Below are 18751 nucleotides of genomic sequence, written 5' to 3' on the forward strand. Positions count from 1 at the left end.
TTCCTTTCCTATAAATCGAATCGATAGCATTTTACTAAAATATCATTGTTCATAAATTCTTTCGTTCGATCACGCTTAAACCCAAGCCATTCATACAATCGTATGGCCTTTTGCATTTTATCACCGGTGTGTAAATACAATTTATTGGCTCCCTGCGACTCTGCAAAATCTAGACTTGCTTTCAATAATTCTTGGGCGATGCCGCTTCCCCGCGCCTCCGGATGGACCGCTAGAAGGCGAACAATCGGTGAAAAAATTTGTAATTCTGGTCTTTGATAGGCCTTTTCTGATGACAAAAACAACTGCAGCGTACCAAGAATTTTATCATCACTTTTCGCAATCAAAATCTTCTCCACATCTGGATTGTCAACTGATGCCTTAATGTTGGTTAAATATGCCTCCCACACTTGAGGATTTGTATAAGCATCCTCATACTGCTGATAACTCTCCACTAATAAATTGCGAACCGTTTCCTTCTCTTCTTCCACTAATTCCTCTATGATAATTTGGTTAATGGCCATTCTGGACACCTTCTCCTAATTTATTAATCTTTAATTCACCTGTTCTTTTAAATGAGGAAAAAATGAGTCACTGGAAATCCGTTGTAAAAATCGCCGGGTTCGCTCTTCCTTTGGAGCATGAAAAATTTCCAATGGGGTCCCTTCCTCGACGATTACTCCTCCGTCCATAAACAAAACACGATCAGACACTTCTTTTGCAAAACTCATTTCATGTGTCACAACCACCATCGTAATACCTTCCTGGGCTATTTCTTTTATAACGGAAAGCACCTCTCCCACTAATTCAGGATCTAATGCTGATGTTGGCTCATCAAAGAGAATAACTTCGGGATTTAATGCCAAAGCTCTTGCAATACCAACTCTCTGCTGCTGCCCCCCTGATAATTGTGACGGATAGAAGTGTAATTTATCATTAAGACCCACTTTTTCAAGCACCTGTTCACTAATCCTTCTGGCATCCCTTCTCTTTACTTTTTTTGCGACAATTAAACCTTCCATTACGTTCTCTAACACTGTCTTATGAGCAAACAAATTATAATGCTGGAAGACCATCGCAGATTGTTTTCTTATCGACAGCATGTCTGTTTTCGACGCCTTTTCTGCATTGACTTGAATATTGCCAATCTGAACAATTCCAGCTTCTGGTCTTTCTAAAAAATTTAAGCAGCGAAGTAAGGTTGTTTTTCCTGAACCGCTGGGTCCAAGGATGGTCACCACCTCACCCCGGTTTATTTTAAGATTAATACCTTTTAACACGGGCAATTTGTTAAATGATTTTTTTAATTCCTTCAAAATAATCATGACACGCCTCCTCGACTATACGATGTCACCCTTTTTTCAAGTAAAAATGAAATTCCCTCCACAATAATCGTCAGTCCCCAATAGACGATTCCTGCAGCAATAAATGCCTCTAAAAATTTCAAGTTAGTGGAAGCGACGATATTGGCAGCGCCTGTCAATTCTTTTTCTGAAACGAGAAAGGCGATGGATGATGTATGCAAAAAACCAACAAAAATATTTGTGAAATTAGGAACAGACTGTGCCAGCGCCTGCGGCAGAACAATTCGAAACATCGCCTGAAGTTTAGTCATCCCCACCGAGTATGCGGCTTCCAATTGACCCGTTGAAACACTTATGATCCCTGAGCGGATAATTTCGGATAAATAGGCGCCTGCCGCTAATGACAAGGCAGTTAAAACAAACATAATAATCGGGATCTTGCTGGATTGTATATTTAAATTAAACTTTGATGATATCTGGTCTACTAATAAGGGCATTCCATAATAAATGACCATAATATGCATGATAATCGGCGTTCCGCGGAAGAAGGAAACATACCCATTAGCTGCCTGGTATAGAAACTTCGTTTTATAAATCCTGACGAGTGCAACTGCAATTCCGATTAAAAAACCAACTATTAAAGGAACTATGGTTAGGATTAGGGTTACTGGAAGAGATTTAATAATTTCTTTTAACGCAATCCATATAAAAGGAAGATCGATTGTCATGATTACCCCTCCTTACTACGCGGCGACTGATAAATCTGATTTCTGATAACGATTGAAATATTTTTCTAGTTTGCTAAATATCTTTTCGAACAATAAAACAACTACATAATAGATAATCGACAAGGATATATACACTTCCAAGGCATGCGCGGTTGCAGAAATAAGTGTATCTCCTCTTCCAACCATATTCATCACCCCAATGGTAAAAGCAAGGGAAGTATCCTTTAAAGATCCAATTACTGAGTTAGCGACATTGGGAAATGCGATTCGGTAGGCCTGCGGCAACACAATTCGAAAAAAGTTCTGCGTGCTGGTCATTCCAACTGAATAAGCAGCTTCCGTCTGTCCTTTATCTACGGCTCGAATCGCGCCTCGAAAAATTTCTGAAAAACTGGCTCCATTACTAATGGCATAAGTTACAATGACAAAATAAATGGCCTCTAATTTAGAAATATCAATATTGAAAATCATAAGTACTGCAGGCAATCCATAAAAAACAAGGAATAATTGAATTAAGATCGGTGTCCCGCGGATAAAAGAGACGTATAAAAGGACTAGTTGGTTTAATATTGGAATTTTAAACAACCTCGGTATAGCGGCTGCTACACCGAGGATTAGTCCTAGTAAAATTGATGCTGCTAAAATCTGAAGAGTTACCCCCAGATAAGATACAAGTGTCGGTAGAAACTCGATAATTAATATAGGATCAAATGCTTTCCCCATTAGTAGACAACCTCCAAACACTAACTTCCAACTTTAAAAGTTAACAGTGTAGTCTGCACCTAACCATTTTTTACTCAATTCGCTGACTACTCCTTCTTTTTTCAATTCGACGATAGCTTCGTCAATTCTCTTTTGGAGTGGTGTTTCATCTTTTCTAAGAAGGAAATATACCTTGGAATTTAAGAGCGGTTCGCCCACAACTTTTTCTTGAGCATCGACTTGCTTATTAAGGAAATCAACGGAAAATGGTGTCGTAATGGTGGCATCTGCTCTGCCTGTTTTTATTTGATTGATCGTAGAATCAGGTCCATTACCTGCATAGACAATATTGATACCCGCGTTATGTTCCTTGTTATACTTTTCGATAAAAACCGCTGAGTTACTAGTTGCACTCACAATTACCTTTTTGCCTTTTAAATCCGCAATAGATTCAATTTGATTGTTATCTTGTTTCACTGTTACATGAAGAGGAAAAATATTATAAGGTTCGTTATTAAAAAGAAACTTCTTTTGTCTTTCTTCGTTCACTTCCATTTGGTGGGCAATAAAATCGATCTTATTCGTTTCTAAGCTGATTAACAGGTTTGAAAACTCCATCGTTTTGAATTCAAATTGATACTCTGGCAGTTTTTCATCAATTTTCCTAACTAATTCGACATCATAACCGGTTAACTTTCCATTCTTATCAATAAAGCATACATTCGGAAACTGCGTCCCTGTTCCGACAATTATTTTTTGTACCTTGGTTTCTCCTTTAGCGGTTTCCGTGCTTGCCTTGGAAGTATTATTCGTTTCTTGTGAAGAGCAGGCACCAAGCGCTAGAGTTAGGAGTACCGTTATCAAAATCGTTAATTTTTTCATCATATATTTGCACCTATCCTTTTTATTCACTTAAATTTCCATTGATTTAGTCGGAATTATTTCAATATTTTATGATTAAATCTTTCTAACACCTTCTCGATATGCTCGATTCCTACTTGTGTGACTCCCTCATATACCTCATTTTGGCCAATTTCAACGACTGGCACATGACGGACACCATACTTTATTTCCAAAATATCTCTGCGTTCATCATGGTGGGTCACATCGATCGTTTCGTATTTTATTCCTTTTTCTTCTAAATATTGTTTTACCTCACCACAATAGTGGCACCCTTCTTTAGCCCAAACCACGACAGATAATTCTTTTCCCATTTTTTATTCCTCCTATTATTTCATATATTCTTAATAAAATAGGCTCCCTATTAAAAGATTGATCTTCTTTTAACAGAGAGCCTCTAGTTGTCTAGCCGGCAAATATTCTGATCAGAAAAACGATATTTAGTCAGTTTGATCATTGGGTTATCACCTTTTTTGTATAACGGTTTTCCGGTAAAGGAATTCCCAGGTTTCCGCGTAATGTGTCAGCCTCGTATTCGGTTCTAAAAAGTCCGCGTTTTTGCAGAATCGGCACGACATGATCCACAAAATCATTCAATCCATTTGGAACTGCTGAACCAATGATAAAACCATCAGCACCTTGCGCTTCAAACCATTCCTGAATGAGATCCGCTACTTTTTCCGGGGTTCCAAAAAACGCAGGCTTTGGTGTTGTCTCTCTTAATGCGACTTGGCGAAGCGTCAAATTTTGTTCCTTTGCTTGCCGCTTAATTCGATCAGTATGACTTTGGAAACTATTTTTACCTAAGTCACCCAGTTCAGGGAACGGTTCATCGAGTGGATATTTTGAGAAATCGTGATGCTCGAAATATCTGCCCAGATAATCCAGCGCTTTTTCGATGGATACTAGATTAGCAATTTCTTGATATTTTCTCTCTGCCTCTTCCTCAGTGGCCGCAATGATTGGTGCGATGCCCGGCATGATGACAAGCTCATCTGGATTACGTCCATAAGCCTTTGCTCTTTCTTTGACATCCCGATAAAATGCTTGTGCCGCTGCTAGTGTTGGATGGCCTGTAAAGATGGCATCTGCTTCTTTGGCTGCAAGGTCTTTTCCTGCCTCAGAGGAACCAGCTTGAAATACTACCGGTCTGCCTTGCTTTGATCTTCCGATATTAAGCGGCCCTTGCACAGAGAAAAATTCCCCTCGGTGATTTAAATGATGTAATTTATCTGAATCGAAGAATACTCCTGTTTCTTTATCCCGGACAAATGCATCATCTTCCCAAGAATCCCAAAGTCCTTTGGCTACCTGCAAATATTCAGCTGCAATCCGGTATCTTTTGGCATGGTCAGGATGTTCTTCAATCGTTTTACTAAAGTTGAGAGCTGTTTTTTCTAATGGTGAGGTAACCACATTCCAGCCCGCCCGGCCATGGCTAATATGGTCGAGGGAAGCAAATTGCCTTGCAACGTTAAATGGTTCACTATACGATGTTGATAGTGTTCCGACAAGACCTATTTTCGAAGTTACTGTAGCAAGGGCAGACAAAATGGTGAGTGGCTCAAACCGATTTAAAAAATGTGGGATCGACTTCTCGTTAATATGCAGCCCATCCGCAATGAAGACTAAGTCAAATTTCCCTTTTTCCGCTTTCTGTGCCTGATTGGTGTAAAATTCCAAACTAACACTTGCATCTGGTTGAATATCAGGATGCCTCCATCCAGCAATATTTCCTCCCACTCCATGAATTATTGCGCCGAATTTCAATTTTTTTGGATTAGGCATTTAAGTTCCCCCTTTTTAATTCAAAGTTACTTGATAGGAATACTTTTTCTTCTTGTGCTTTATCCTATCACGTAAAAAATAGGAATTCTACACTTTCACTGATAGAAAAATTTATTGTTTTCATTCGTAAATTCTATTAACCAACTGTTAATTAAAATTTCAATGCTATATCACACCATGGGCAAGCTGCTGTCGAACGAAACGCTGGCATCCTTGAACAATTAGATCTTTGTCATGATCCAAAGATGCCACATGATAGGAATTTTTCAGAACAATTGTTTCCTTAGCTGCAGACCCTATATGATCGATAATATAATCTGTATTTTCCGGTGGTACGACATGATCCACAGCCGACTTAACGCCTAATACAGGACACTGAATTTCAGGTAGGATTGGAGGTGTTCTGTCCATTAGCGTTTGCAGCTCCTGTATGGCTTTTATAGGTACTTTTTGATAAGTAATTTCATAGGCATCCTTTGCTTTAATATCGGGATTGCCTTCATCGATTAATCTTGGCGCAGTTTTTCCCCTTAAATGGTCAAAAGACGGAAGCGTTAAGGCCGCATTAACTAAGATAATTCCCTTTATATCCCGATACTTATGAGAAAGCCAAAGCGCCAGTGTCCCTCCCATTGGCTGACCCAATACAAATATATTGCTGCATTGCTGGCTTAATTTTTCATAGCCCCTTTCCAAAGATTCAAACCACTCTTCATGCGTGCACTTCTCTAAATCAAAATAATGGGTTCCATGCCCTTTTAATCGCTGCGCCAAAACCGAATACCCAAATTGTGCAAGTCGTTCTCCAAGGTAATGCACGCTTTGTGGAGTACCAACAAATCCATGTGAAATGAGAATTCCAATATTGCTTCCCTTATAAAAAAATTCTTCTGCTCCCTTTATAACTGGAAACCGTTCTTCCATCTCTTTCCCCTTCCTTTTCAATAAAGTCCAACTAAACACATTAAATAAGTAGGAATTAAAACGAAAAAAAACATATATTTCAATTTGTTATAAAATGATTTTTTGGAAATGGCAGACCAAAATGATCTCTAAGTGTATAACCTTTATATTCCGTTCTAAATAACCGTCTGCGCTGCAATTCCGGTATTACAAAATCCACAAATAGTTCTAAATCACGTTCCATGACTTGTGGCATAATATTAAATCCATCAGCTGCTTTGTTAAGAAACCAAAATTCAAGCTCATCCGCAATTCTCGCTGGGGTCCCACTGATAATAAAATGGCCCCTTCCTCCCCCTAAACGAAGAAGTAATTGTTTAACGGTAAGGTTTTCACTTTGAGCCAATTTATTGATTAATTGAGTACGACTTTGGTGACCTTGAATTTCCTCTGTATTAGGAAGAGCGGGCAACGGTTTATCTAAAGTAACGGATGTTAAATTCATCCCCATTCGATTCGAAAGCTGTATTAAACTATGGCTGAAATTTAAGAATTTAGCTAACTCTTCTTCTCTTTCTTTGGCTTCTTCTTCTGTATTCCCGATAATAAAACTAATGCCCGGCAAAATTTTCACTTGGTTTGGGTCCCTGCCATTCTTCGCTATTCTTCCTTTTACATCTTGATAAAAAGCCCTGGCATCTTCAAAGGTTGGCTGTGCAGTAAATATAGCATCTGCATATTGGGTGGAAAATTCCTTACCATCCTCTGACGATCCAGCTTGAACAAGGACAGGTCTTTTCTGTGGGGACCTTGGAAGGTTTAACGGACCACGAACTTTAAAAAATTCTCCTTTATGATGAATTTCATGTACTTTTTGTTTGTCTGCAAAAATTCCATTCTCTTTATCTGCTAAAATAGCATCATCTTCCCAGCTATCCCAAAGCTTCATTGTTACTTCTAAGAACTCTTTTGCTTTTTTATAGCGGTTAGAATGATCAGGGATTCCATCAAGATTAAAATTTTGAGCCTCACTAGCTGTTCCGGAAGTAATGATATTCCAGCCAACACGGCCATTGCTCAAAAAATCAAGGGAAGAAAATCTTCCCGCCACATTAAAGGGCTCATTAAAACTTGTGGATACAGTTCCTATTAATCCAATACGTTCCGTGACTGCCGCTAAAGCTGCTAATAATGTTGTTGGTTCATAAGAAATAAGGGATCCGTTTTCAACTGCATTTGGTGAAGTTGAAGTGCGATCGGCGAGAAAGATAGAATCCATTTTTGCCTTTTCTGCTTTTTGAACCAATTGTCTATAATAAGAGAAGTTCATCAATTGATCAGAATGTGAATCCGGATGGCGCCACGAGGCCTCATGATGTCCCATATTATATAAAAATAAATTCAGATGCATGGTCTGGCTTTGAGTGCTCATTGAACACCTCTTTCTGTTAGAATTCCATTTATTGTATTAAGATTCCAACTCAACAGCTTCGGTTTCCCAAACTGTACTAGGAACTTCTCGTCTAAGAACTGGCATCACATCTGCAGCAAATCGCTCCAGCTGCTCATATTGTTCTTCCTTACTTAAGCCCCCTACACTTATACTTTGTACTTGGTGGCCGAATGCCTGATGGTATTTTAATATCTTCTCTATTACAAGTTCGGCACTTCCAATTAGTGCTGATCCATTTTGAATGTGATCCTCCAGATCCTTGAATGGAGATTGATTATGTTTTGCTGCCTCTGTATTCATTTGAATATCATAATAAGGTCGGAAGCGGGAAATAGCTTCCTCCGTAGTATTGGCTATATACAAACTGCCAGCTCCAGCACCAACGACTGCTTTTTTGGAATCATAACCGTAATATTCTAAACGATTTCGATAATGGTCAATCAATTCTTTATATTTAGCCATTGGATGAAAGGCATTAGATGAAAAGATTGGCTCTCCATTCTTTGCCGCCAGCTCAGTAGAAAGCGGACTGGATGCACTCCCATGCCAGATAGGAATCTGTTTTTGAAAAGGTCTCGGTTCCGTGGTTACATTATTTAATGGTGAACGATAGTTTCCTTCCCATGAAACATTTTCCTCGGTCCATAACCGTTTAAGCAGATCATACCGTTCGGCAAGAGAAGCCCATTGTTCCTCCTCGGTTATTCCAAATAACGGGTAATGGCGCGGATCGTTGCCTTTACCAATCATCATTTCTAATCTTCCATCGGAAAGATGGTCGAGTGTCGCATAATCCTCTGCGACTCGAACCGGGTCAAGCACACTTAAAACTGACACAGTAGGCAGCAATCGAATTTTTGAGGTTTTGGCTGCAATGGCTGTTAACATTACGGCCGGAGAGGAAGATAAAAACGGCGCACCATGCCGCTCACCTACCCCATAGCCATCAAAGCCAAGAGACTCGGCTAAAACGGCCTGGTCAATTACTTGTTGAATTCTTTCCTGTGCCGTTAAATTCTCTCCTGTCACACCATTTGGAAGATTACTCATAAGGTCAAACAAAACAAATTTCATTCCAGATTACCCCCGTTCAGTTTTTATCCTTTCAACACGATTTTTTAGACTGGATTGTGGCAGGCAGCCCAATGCCCTTTATACACTTCCCTAAATAAGGGTTGTTCTTCTCGGCAACGGGCGGTCGCTGCCGGACAGCGGGGATGAAATCTGCATCCGCTCGGCGGATTCGCTGGGGATGGTATTTCCCCTTTAATGGTTATCCGTTCCCTGGAGTAGGCAGGATCAGCTATTGGGATTGATTCAATTAACCCCTTGGTATAATGGTGGGCGGGATGCAAGAACAGTTCTTCACTTTCGGCCAATTCCACCAATTGACCTAAATACATCACACCAATTCGATCTGAGACATGCCGAACAATATTTAAACCATGGGCGATAAATAAATAAGTTAAATTCCGCTCTTTTTGTAAATCCTGCAATAAATTAATAATCTGAGCCTGAACCGAAACATCTAACGCGGAAACGGCTTCATCAGCTAAAATAAACTGTGGATTTAGTGCAATCGCTCTGGCAATGGCAATACGCTGACGCTGTCCGCCGGAAAATTCATGCGGATATCGATCATATCCACTTTTATTTAGGCCGACGATCTCTAACAGTTCTTGAACTCTATTCTTCTTTTCTTTCACACTAAGTGATTCATGAACTTGAAGAGGCTCTCCAATGATTTCGCCAACCTTCCAGCGAGGATTTACAGAACCATAAGGGTCTTGATAAATCACTTGCATATCTTTCCGTTTTTTACGTAGTTCTCCTGCCCCTAATTTTGTTAGATCCTGGTCTTGAAAGAAAACGTTGCCACTCGTCAACTTTTCCAACTGTAAAATTACTCGACCCAATGTCGATTTACCACTGCCGGATTCTCCAACTAGACCGAATGTCTCTCCCTTTTCAATGGTGAATGAGACTTTGTCCACTGCTCTAAGATAGGATTGGTTTTGTGTAAAAAGACTTTTTCCAATCGGATAATATTTACTCACTTCCTGAATTGTAAATAGAGGTTCTGCGGTGTGCTTTATAGTGCTTTGAACTTCATTTTTAGACAGCACCACTATATCTGTTTCATCTTCTGGCTGTTTCCAATCTGTCTTAAGTATTTCCTCTGCATACCAGCAAGCTGTAAGCCGATTATTCACCTCTTTTAACGGTGGCGACTCCACTGTGCATCGCTCTGATGCAAAGGGGCAGCGCGGATGAAACTGGCAGCCCGATGGTAGATCAGCCAATCCCGGGATAGTTCCTTTAATGGAATAGAGTTTTTTACTTCGATCACTATCCATTGTCGTAATGGACTGCATCAACCCGCGTGTATAGGGATGATGAGGCTGCTCAAACAGTTGGGCTGCCGTTGCCTGTTCTACGATACGGCCAGCATACATCACAATAATTCGGTCTGCCATTTCTGCTGCAACGCCCATATCGTGTGTAATTAAGAGAATCGACATACCAAACTCTTCCTTCAATTCTTGAAGCAGCTTCAATATTTGTGCTTGTATGGTGACATCCAGCGCTGTAGTTGGTTCATCCGCTATAAGAAGGTCCGGTCCGCAAGCGAGAGCCATCGCGATCATCGCCCGTTGCAACATTCCTCCAGACAATTCGTTTGGATATTGATGAAATCGCAGATCAGCATCCGATATGCCGACTCGTTCGAGTAAATAAAGAGCACGTTCTTTTGCTTGCAGTTTTGTAGATTTCTTGTTTTCAAGAATGGTTTCAATAATCTGGCTTCCAATCGTAAACACAGGGTCGAAAGCAGCCATCGGCTCTTGAAAAATCATCGCCACTTTCTTGCCTCGAATGGACCGAAGCCTTTTTTGCGAGAGCCGAGTTAGGTCAACTCCATCCAATATAATGCTGCCATCAGAAATTTTCCCATTTTCATAATCGATGAGCCGCATGATGGCCTTAGAGGTAACACTTTTGCCGCTTCCGGACTCTCCGACAAGGCAGACTGTCTCCCCGGTTTTAATATGTAGCGATACATCTTTTACGGCGGTTAGATCGCGATCATTTAACGTAAAATCCACCTTTAGATGCTGGATATCAAGCAACTTCTCCATCTGAGGTTCCTCCTTTATCTCATTCTGCTTGTTTTTGGGTCAAAAGTATCCCGAAGTTTATCCCCCATGATATTTACAGAGAGTACAAAAAGGGTAATCGCCAAGCCAGGAAATGTGCAAATCCACCAACCAACCGTCAAATAACCCCGCCCCTGTGAAAGAAGTGCTCCCCAATCAGGAATTTCTTTGATTACTCCCAGTCCAAGAAAGCTTAAACCTGAACCAATTAAAATCGAAGATCCAAGACCAATTGTCGCCATGACTAAAAGCGGGGACCATGAATTGGGCAATAGGTGCCGGAGAAAAATCTTCCACTCAGGTGCACCAATGGAGCGGGAGGCGTCCACATACTGGCGCTTTTTTATTGTTATCATCTGTCCTCTCATTACCCGTGCATAACCCGGAATCGATGCCGCAGCAACAGCTAAGACAATATTAAATAATCCTGGCCCGAGTGCAGCAGCAATCGCTAATGCAAGTAGAACCGCAGGTAATGTCATTAATATCTCAATTAACTGCATAAATACTGTATCAATGAGGCCTCCAAAATAACCGGCAACTGAGCCGATGATTCCGCCAATTAATCCTCCAATGAGAACAGAAGCAATCCCAATAATAAGCGAGTCCCTGCTTCCGTATATGACTAAACTTAAAACGTCTCTCCCAAAATAATCTGTACCAAACCAATGTGACGAATTCGGTGCACTTAAAATATGGGCCGTATCCATAAAGGTTGGCGAATAGGGCGCTAACCACTTTGGAAAAAAGGCGCAGGTAATAATGAAGATCACTATCATACCCGCAGCATATGTAAAGAGGTTTGATACGGAGAAGTTAGTTTTTAATCTAGTAACCTTCCATTTTGGAACCTGCAACACGGTTTTGGTATTAACCACTTCCTTCATTATATTTCCCTCCCGCTTTCAATTTTTCTGTTATCATTTTTAGTGAGCCCTGCGTACACGTGGGTCAATAATCGAATAGGATAGATCAACTAAAAGATTGATAACTACAAAAACAATGGCACTAAAGAAGACAACCCCTTGAATGACAGGTAAGTCTTTAGCCATGATGGCATCTGCAACAATTCTGCCAATTCCCTGTCTGGAAAATACCGTTTCTATTACGACTGTGCCGGCCATTAGCTCCCCAATATTTACACCTATGATGGTAATGGCGGGAATAAGGGCGTTGCGAAGAGCATGCCGATACATTACTGTGCGCTCTGAAAGACCTTTAGATCTTAATGTAACAATGAATGGTTCATTCATCACTTCCAGCATGCTATTACGCACCATACGAATGATTAATCCTGCACCAACAAAACCAAGAGAAAGAGATGGAAGGACAATGGTTTTCCAGCCATCTGATCCCATAGCAGGAAACCAGTTCAGGAATACGGAAAAAATTAAAATAAGTAAAATTCCCGACCAAAATGTCGGCATGGATATCCCAAATAAACCGATTAAACGGGCAACAAAATCAATCCATTTATTACGGTGAATGGCTGATAATACACCGAACGTTACGCCGATTACAATCGAAACCAAAGCGCTTGTAAGTGTTAGAGCGAGTGTAGCAGGAAAGTGTTCTAAAATCTTGGGAAGCACCAGATCCCTATTGACTAAAGATTGACCAAAGTCACCATGAAGAACACTCATAAAATAGTGTGAGAATTGCAGATAAAACGGTTGATCCAGCCCCAATTCCTTGCGTAAATTTGCTACCATTTCGGGTGTAGCAACAGAGGGATCAATCATAGAAAGCACTGGATCCCCCGGCAGCAAATAAATGATACAAAAGACAAGGACTAAGGAGCCAAAAATCGATACAACTGCAGTAAAGATTTTTAAAAAGATCTTGTTCAGTATAGCCACAATGTATCAGCCCCTTTTCTCTTTATTTTTCAATATTGGCATCATTGAACAATGGATAGCCTAATGAGTCGAATGTAATTCCTTTTACTTCTTTAGAAGCCGCCACAGTGTATGGGAAAACATAAACTGGAATGATCCAGGCATCTTTTATTATTTTTTGCTGTACTTTCTTATAAATATCTTCACGTTTTGCAGGATCTAGCTCTACCGTTCCTTGTTCGAGCCACTGATCGAGTTCAGGGTCAGAACCTCCCGTCAGGCCTTTAAAGACAGCTTCTTCTGCAGCTGTACGTGTATGGTAGATGGCGCTAAGCGCATTGGGGTCGGAATTCACCTGGCTGTTTCCATACAAATCGTAATCTGCATTCTTATAGATAACTGTTGCTACATCTTTCGTAATGTTGATTTCTACCTTTATTCCAATCTTTTTTAACTGTTGCTGGACGATGACAGCAATATCATTTCTTTTCTCACGATTAGGAGTTCCATCTACATAATTTAATGTAAATGGCTTTCCATCTTTTACCCGGATTCCATCTGAACCTTTTTTATAACCTAGTTCGTCGAGGATTTGGTTGGCTTTTTTAATATTCGCCTTCGTCTCACCTTCGAGCGCTTTATCATAGCCTAAAATGCCCGGAGTGATTGGTGACCATGACCTTTCGTATGTTCCTAAATACAAAGTCTTTACAATCGAATCCACATCAACTGCCAGTTGAACCGCTTGACGGACCTTCACATTTTTCCATGGTTCTTTTCTTTGATTGAAAAAGAGCGTATATGGCAACCCAATTGTATTTACCTTGAGCAATTGAGTTTTCGGATCATTCTTTAACGAAGCGATATTTTGCGGCGGGACAGTTTCTGCTGCCAGCACCTGACCGCTTTGGACACTGCCAATCCGAGTTGCCTCCTCTGGAATGATTTTAAATGTAATTTTATCTAAATAAGGTGATTCCTTATTTTCTACATTAGACGGTCCCCACTTATAGTCATTATTTTTTCCCACAACAATGTCTGCGTTTTCTGACCAACTGACAAATTTAAATGGACCGGTCCCAACTGGGTTTTTGCCAAATTGATCACCATACTTCTCTGCTGCCGTAGGAGATACAATCCCAAGCATGGCCTGGCTTAAATTGCTTAAAAATGAGGCTGAAGGTGTTGCCAGATTAATTTTGATTGTGTAATCATCAATCACTTCTGATGATTGGTACGGTTTCAAAAGAGCGACAGCATTTCTTGCTTGGGTTTTTGGATCTAGTATTCTGTCAAAACTATACTTCACCGCTGCTGCATTAAAGGGGGTTCCATCCTGGAACTTAACGTCATTACGCAGCTTAAATGTATAGCTTTTTCCATCATCTGAAACAGTCCATTCCGTAGCAAGCCACGGTTTAATGGAGTTATCAGTCGCTTGGACTACCAAACTATCAAAAATTGTTCTGAAAGCACGAACAGCAACCGCTAAACCGCTTCGAGCAGGATCAAGCGAATCCGGAGAAGTTGCAAGGGCATAGGTTAATTCTCCTCCTGACTTTGGCTGAGATAGGGCCTCTTTGTTTGTTTCTTGTGAACTACTATTTTTCGTACCAGTACTGCTGGAGCATCCTGATATCAAGAGTAAAAAAGTTAATGAAAAAGCAAATAATTTATTCCAATGTAATTGTTTCATTTCAAACACTCCTTATCCATTTTTCACTGTCGATGGTGCATAACGATTAACCGGGATTGGAAGACCGAGATTTCCACGCAATGTGTCAGACTCATATTCTGTTCGGAACAAACCACGTTCCTGCAGAATCGGAACAACAAGATCAATAAATCCAGTTAAGTTGCTCGGGAGATTGAAGTGAACAATAAATCCATCAGCTCCGAATCCTTCAAACCACTCCTGAATGAGGTCGGCTACTTTTTCTGGTGTGCCAATGAACGGAGTTCTTGGTGTCGCAGCCCTTAATGCTACCTGCCGAAGCGTCAGGTTTTGTTCTTTTGCTTCCTTTTTAATAAGATCCGTTCCACTTTTAAAGCTGTTAGATCCCAAATCACCGATTTCTGGGAATGGTTCGTCAAGTGGATACTGTGAAAAATCATGATGTTCAAAAAAGCGCCCTAAATAGTTCAAAGCCTGTTCAATCGATACTAAATTAGCAATCTCTTGATATTTCTGTTCGGCTTCTTCCTCTGTTTGACCAACAATTGGCTCGATGCCTGGCAAAATGAGAATGTGATCAGGATTCCTGCCATATTCAGCCGTCCTTCGTTTAACATCTTGATAGAATTTTTGTGCTGCTTCTAATGTGGCGTGACCTGTAAAGATTGCATCCGCATCTTTTGCAGCAAGGTTTTTCCCGTCTTCAGACGACCCCGCCTGGAATATGATTGGCCGGCCTTGCTTCGACCTGCCGATATTTAACGGCCCTTGTACAGATAAAAACTCGCCCTTGTGATTTAATTGATGTAATTTTTCGGAATCAAAGAATACCCCTGATTCCTTATCGCGAATAAATGCATCATCCTCCCATGAATCCCATAAGCCTTTAGCGACATCCAGATATTCAGAGGCAATACGGTATCTTTTTGGATGATCAGGATGCTCCTCGATGGTTTTGCTAAAATTTAAAGCTGTATTCTCTAATGGTGAAGTAACAACATTCCATCCGGCACGGCCATGGCTAATATGGTCAAGTGAGGAAAATTGCCGTGCTACATTAAATGGTTCACTATAGGATGTTGATAAGGTCCCGGCCAGGCCAATACGTGAAGTGACAGCAGCTAGTGCTGATAAAATCGTAAGCGGCTCAAACCGATTCAAAAAATGGGGCAGGGATTTTTCGTTAATATGCAACCCATCTGCAATAAAGACAAAGTCAAATTTAGCCTTTTCCGACTTTTGTGCTTGTTCCTTATAAAAATCAAAATTCACACTAGCATCCGTAAGGACCTCCGGATGCCTCCAAGCCGCGATGTTTCCTCCCACCCCGTGAATAATCGTCCCTAATTTTAATTGTCTTTTGTTTGACATGACGCTTTCCTCCTCTTCGCATTACGATTTTATATAATTCCTACCTGAATAGTTGGTTTTAGGTGAAAAAAATTTTGGAATTCCTTAAACATAACTCTATATATTTATGGGCTGAACATCCTTATTCCCAGTTCTTAATGGGCTTAACAACTGAAATGATTGTAATCTTTCCGCTTCTTTTTCTATTGGTGTATGTATGATAAATTCATCCACCCCATAGGCTCTTTCAAGCTGGTTCAAAACTTCCTTTATATAATCAGGTGTTCCCGCAATAATGTCTGCTTCCTGCTCTGTGATTTCATAGGGCTCACCTGATTGGTTGCCAAAAATTTCTGCTTGCTCAAACGATTGTACAGTAACAGAACGTCCGCTTTGAAGATAGACTTTGACTATTTTCCTCTCCCCTGTTAATTGTTCTGCTTCTGTTTGTGTAGTTGCAGCAATAACAGCCAATGAAATAATCAATTTTCCATCCGGAAAATCTTTACGATATAAATGTGCCGCTTGTTCTAGTACCCTTTCATCACTATTGATAAATTTAGCGAATACAAATGATATCCCCAGTTTAGCTGCAAGCCGGGCACTGTTTACACTTGCTCCAAGCAGAAAGATTTCGGGCTTTTCAGGTGGAATAGGTGTTGCTTGGATCCCAGCAAGGGTATGACCCAATTCGACAGAATTTTCAATCATCTTTTGCAATAAAGAGATTCTTTCATCAAAGTCCTGCCCATTATTGACCGTTCCAAATTGCAAGGCTTTTGTTGATAACGGGAGCCCGCCTGGTGCTTTTCCAATGCCCAGATCAACTCTTCCAGGGGCAAGAGATGAAAGGACATGAAAGTTCTCAGCCACCTTATAAGGGCTGTAATGCTGCAGCATCACTCCTCCAGAACCAACTCGAATGGAGTTTGTTCTTGCTAACAAGTATGAAATCAATACTTCTGGTGAAGAACCTGCCACTTGGTCTGAATGATGATGTTCTGACACCCAAAATCGTGAATAGCCCCATTGCTCTGCTTTTTGAGCCAAACGCACCGTTTTTTGTAAGGCACCAGCAGCTGTGGTCCCAGGAAATACTGGGCTCTGATCTAAAATACTTAGCTTATAACTCATTTCATTTCGCCTCCATTTTATTCCGATATTCCCTATGCGAAAAGTATGTTTTTTATTTAATTGAGGTTAATCCTATCACTGACAATACGATGCTGACAATACTTTTACTGATAGGAAAATATTCAATATTGATAAAAAAAATCTATCAAAATGTTTTATCTTTAACTCTATAAAGGAATTACCTTTCCTCCTTGAGCATCATTATTCAGAAATTGATTGAGTCTTTTTGTTAGACCACCATGGCCAAAGCGAATAAACTTATGTTTATTTGATTCGTACAACTCATCTTTTTCATAATCTAAAAACCCCAATAGCTGAATTCTTCGGCAATAAATATTGACAATTCCATAGTCAAAAAACCATTGATCAATCGTATTGTAAATCCCTCTATTGACTCCATACTGTTGATTGCACCAAATAAAAAACTGCAAATCAGGCAAATTGAGATACTTACTAGCTGCTAGGGAATTTACTGTTTTTGTAATTTGCCTCGCTGAAAATTTATTTTGAGGTTTCATATGCTTCCTCCTCCTTTTAAATTTAAATCCAATAATACAAACGTGAATAGTCGGAATTGAAATATGATTATCTTCTTTACTATGGTGCAAGGGCTACTTTTTTAATTGAAATTATCCTATCACCCAGAAGATGGTAATGGCAATACGTTTACTGATAGAAAAAATCAATCAATTAATAAGAAAATTTAATCACTATCTATACTTTGCTTATCAAATTCTTTAACAACTAAAAGAATATCATTCCAAAGCTTCTGATTTTCGATACCATTATTTAAGTAGGCCGCATAAATATGCTGATTTAAATTTATAAAGTGCGTAACATCTATTTCAATTAGATTCCCTTTTTCAAGCTCCTCTTTCACGCACAGGTAAGGTAAAAATCCGATGCCATTTTTGCTTAAAATGATAGATTTTGCCACTTCCAGATGGTCAACTAAAAATTCTATTTTTGGCTTAACATTGGCCACTTCAAATAATTTATGGATACGATTCCAGTCAAAAGCACCACATTCAAAAAATACCATGGGTTCCATTGCTAATTGCTGAACAGATAAATTGTTTTGAAATTGGAAGGAGTGTCCAGGATAAACTACTAATCTGACTGAATTATTTAACAGCTCATGCTTCTGAATCCCATGATGAGAAACCTCCTTTAAAAAGGCGATATCAACCTGCTTTTGAAGAAGTTTATCCAACAATACTTCGTTTGGCGCCGAGATAAATTTAAATCGCATTTGGGGATGGGCTTCTTTCAAAAAAGGAAGGGCAAATGGCATAAAGTATTGTGATGTAATGATATTCGCACCAATAACAATTTCCTCTGGATGATCTTCCTTGTTCAATAGTTTCTTTCCTTGATCGTAAGTTCGTATAATTTGCTCTGCGTATGGGATAAATGCTTTGCCTTCTTCAGATAACTGCAAACTTCTCCCCTTACGTAAAAATAATTCAATGCCCAAATCCCGTTCCAATGTTTTAATTCTCGCTGTAACGGTTGGCTGAGATAAATAAAGAGCCTCAGCTGCTTTATGGATACTTTCTAAATGGACCACGTACATAAAAGCTTCGAGATGATCAATATTCAATTCTTCCAACCCCTTTCCTGATTTAATAACTTTCCTAATCCAATAAAAAAGACTCCTAAACACACGGATGCGTTAAGGAGCCTTTGGATGACCAATCGGCAGATTTTTATTTTTGGCTCTGTTAAATTTGGCTGTTGATTTCCGCTCCAGGCGCTCAGCGCCGCGCGGGCGTGCCGGGGAGCCTCCTCGGCGCTTTTGCGCCTGCGGGGTCTCCCCTG

General features: G+C 40.0%; 18 protein-coding genes. All 18 read right to left on the reverse strand.

The annotated features are described in order from the left end of the window. Nucleotides 1–8: 8 nt before the first annotated feature. The 18 genes from ABES02_RS23025 to ABES02_RS23110 all read right to left on the reverse strand — a co-directional run bounded on the left by ABES02_RS23025 (nt 9) and on the right by ABES02_RS23110 (nt 18533). Nucleotides 9–521, reverse strand: coding sequence for a GNAT family N-acetyltransferase (locus tag ABES02_RS23025; protein WP_430139999.1), 513 nt, complete (start codon nt 519–521; stop codon nt 9–11). A gap of 30 nt (nt 522–551) precedes the next feature. After that, a complete protein-coding gene (locus ABES02_RS23030; RefSeq protein WP_430140001.1) occupies nt 552–1322 on the reverse strand; it encodes an amino acid ABC transporter ATP-binding protein in 771 nt (256 codons plus the stop codon). Beyond that, complete coding sequence (locus ABES02_RS23035; protein WP_430140003.1) at nt 1319–2029, reverse strand: amino acid ABC transporter permease; 711 nt, start codon at nt 2027–2029, stop codon at nt 1319–1321. The genes ABES02_RS23030 and ABES02_RS23035 overlap by 4 nt, the downstream gene beginning before the upstream one ends. 15 nt (nt 2030–2044) lie before the next feature. Beyond that, nucleotides 2045–2752, reverse strand: a complete 708-nt coding sequence (locus ABES02_RS23040) for an amino acid ABC transporter permease (RefSeq protein WP_430140005.1) — start codon at nt 2750–2752, stop codon at nt 2045–2047. A gap of 33 nt (nt 2753–2785) precedes the next feature. Beyond that, on the reverse strand, nt 2786–3613 hold the full coding sequence (locus tag ABES02_RS23045; protein ID WP_430140041.1) for a transporter substrate-binding domain-containing protein: 828 nt from the start codon (nt 3611–3613) through the stop codon (nt 2786–2788). A 56-nt stretch (nt 3614–3669) separates the two neighbouring features. Then, nucleotides 3670–3945: a glutaredoxin family protein gene (locus tag ABES02_RS23050; RefSeq protein ID WP_430140007.1), complete on the reverse strand. Its 276-nt coding sequence runs from the start codon at nt 3943–3945 to the stop codon at nt 3670–3672. Between the two features lie 139 nt (nt 3946–4084). Next, nucleotides 4085–5419, reverse strand: a complete 1335-nt coding sequence (locus tag ABES02_RS23055) for an LLM class flavin-dependent oxidoreductase (protein WP_430140009.1) — start codon at nt 5417–5419, stop codon at nt 4085–4087. 165 nt (nt 5420–5584) lie between these two features. Continuing rightward, nucleotides 5585–6343, reverse strand: coding sequence for an alpha/beta hydrolase (locus ABES02_RS23060; protein WP_430140011.1), 759 nt, complete (start codon nt 6341–6343; stop codon nt 5585–5587). A 79-nt stretch (nt 6344–6422) separates the two neighbouring features. Further along, the gene (locus ABES02_RS23065) at nt 6423–7754 is read right to left on the reverse strand and encodes an LLM class flavin-dependent oxidoreductase (protein ID WP_430140013.1); all 1332 of its coding nucleotides are present in this window, start codon (nt 7752–7754) and stop codon (nt 6423–6425) included. Nucleotides 7755–7790: 36 nt separating this feature from the next. Next, a complete protein-coding gene (locus tag ABES02_RS23070; protein ID WP_430140015.1) occupies nt 7791–8849 on the reverse strand; it encodes an LLM class flavin-dependent oxidoreductase in 1059 nt (352 codons plus the stop codon). Between the two features lie 44 nt (nt 8850–8893). Then, complete coding sequence (locus ABES02_RS23075; RefSeq protein WP_430140017.1) at nt 8894–10915, reverse strand: dipeptide ABC transporter ATP-binding protein; 2022 nt, start codon at nt 10913–10915, stop codon at nt 8894–8896. A gap of 14 nt (nt 10916–10929) precedes the next feature. Next, the gene (locus ABES02_RS23080; protein WP_430140019.1) at nt 10930–11820 is read right to left on the reverse strand and encodes an ABC transporter permease; all 891 of its coding nucleotides are present in this window, start codon (nt 11818–11820) and stop codon (nt 10930–10932) included. 39 nt (nt 11821–11859) lie between these two features. Next, nucleotides 11860–12786, reverse strand: coding sequence for an ABC transporter permease (locus ABES02_RS23085; RefSeq protein ID WP_430140043.1), 927 nt, complete (start codon nt 12784–12786; stop codon nt 11860–11862). Nucleotides 12787–12814: 28 nt separating this feature from the next. Then, complete coding sequence (locus tag ABES02_RS23090; RefSeq protein WP_430140021.1) at nt 12815–14467, reverse strand: ABC transporter substrate-binding protein; 1653 nt, start codon at nt 14465–14467, stop codon at nt 12815–12817. 12 nt (nt 14468–14479) lie between these two features. Further along, a complete protein-coding gene (locus tag ABES02_RS23095) occupies nt 14480–15817 on the reverse strand; it encodes an LLM class flavin-dependent oxidoreductase (protein ID WP_430140023.1) in 1338 nt (445 codons plus the stop codon). 96 nt (nt 15818–15913) lie between these two features. Then, the gene (locus ABES02_RS23100; protein ID WP_430140025.1) at nt 15914–16930 is read right to left on the reverse strand and encodes an LLM class flavin-dependent oxidoreductase; all 1017 of its coding nucleotides are present in this window, start codon (nt 16928–16930) and stop codon (nt 15914–15916) included. Nucleotides 16931–17097: 167 nt separating this feature from the next. Then, nucleotides 17098–17448: a hypothetical protein gene (locus ABES02_RS23105; protein ID WP_430140027.1), complete on the reverse strand. Its 351-nt coding sequence runs from the start codon at nt 17446–17448 to the stop codon at nt 17098–17100. A 185-nt stretch (nt 17449–17633) separates the two neighbouring features. After that, nucleotides 17634–18533, reverse strand: a complete 900-nt coding sequence (locus ABES02_RS23110) for a LysR family transcriptional regulator (RefSeq protein WP_430140029.1) — start codon at nt 18531–18533, stop codon at nt 17634–17636. Nucleotides 18534–18751: the final 218 nt, after the last annotated feature.

Source organism: Neobacillus pocheonensis (assembly GCF_050477905.1).
Taxonomy (GTDB): domain Bacteria; phylum Bacillota; class Bacilli; order Bacillales; family Cytobacillaceae; genus Neobacillus; species Neobacillus pocheonensis_A.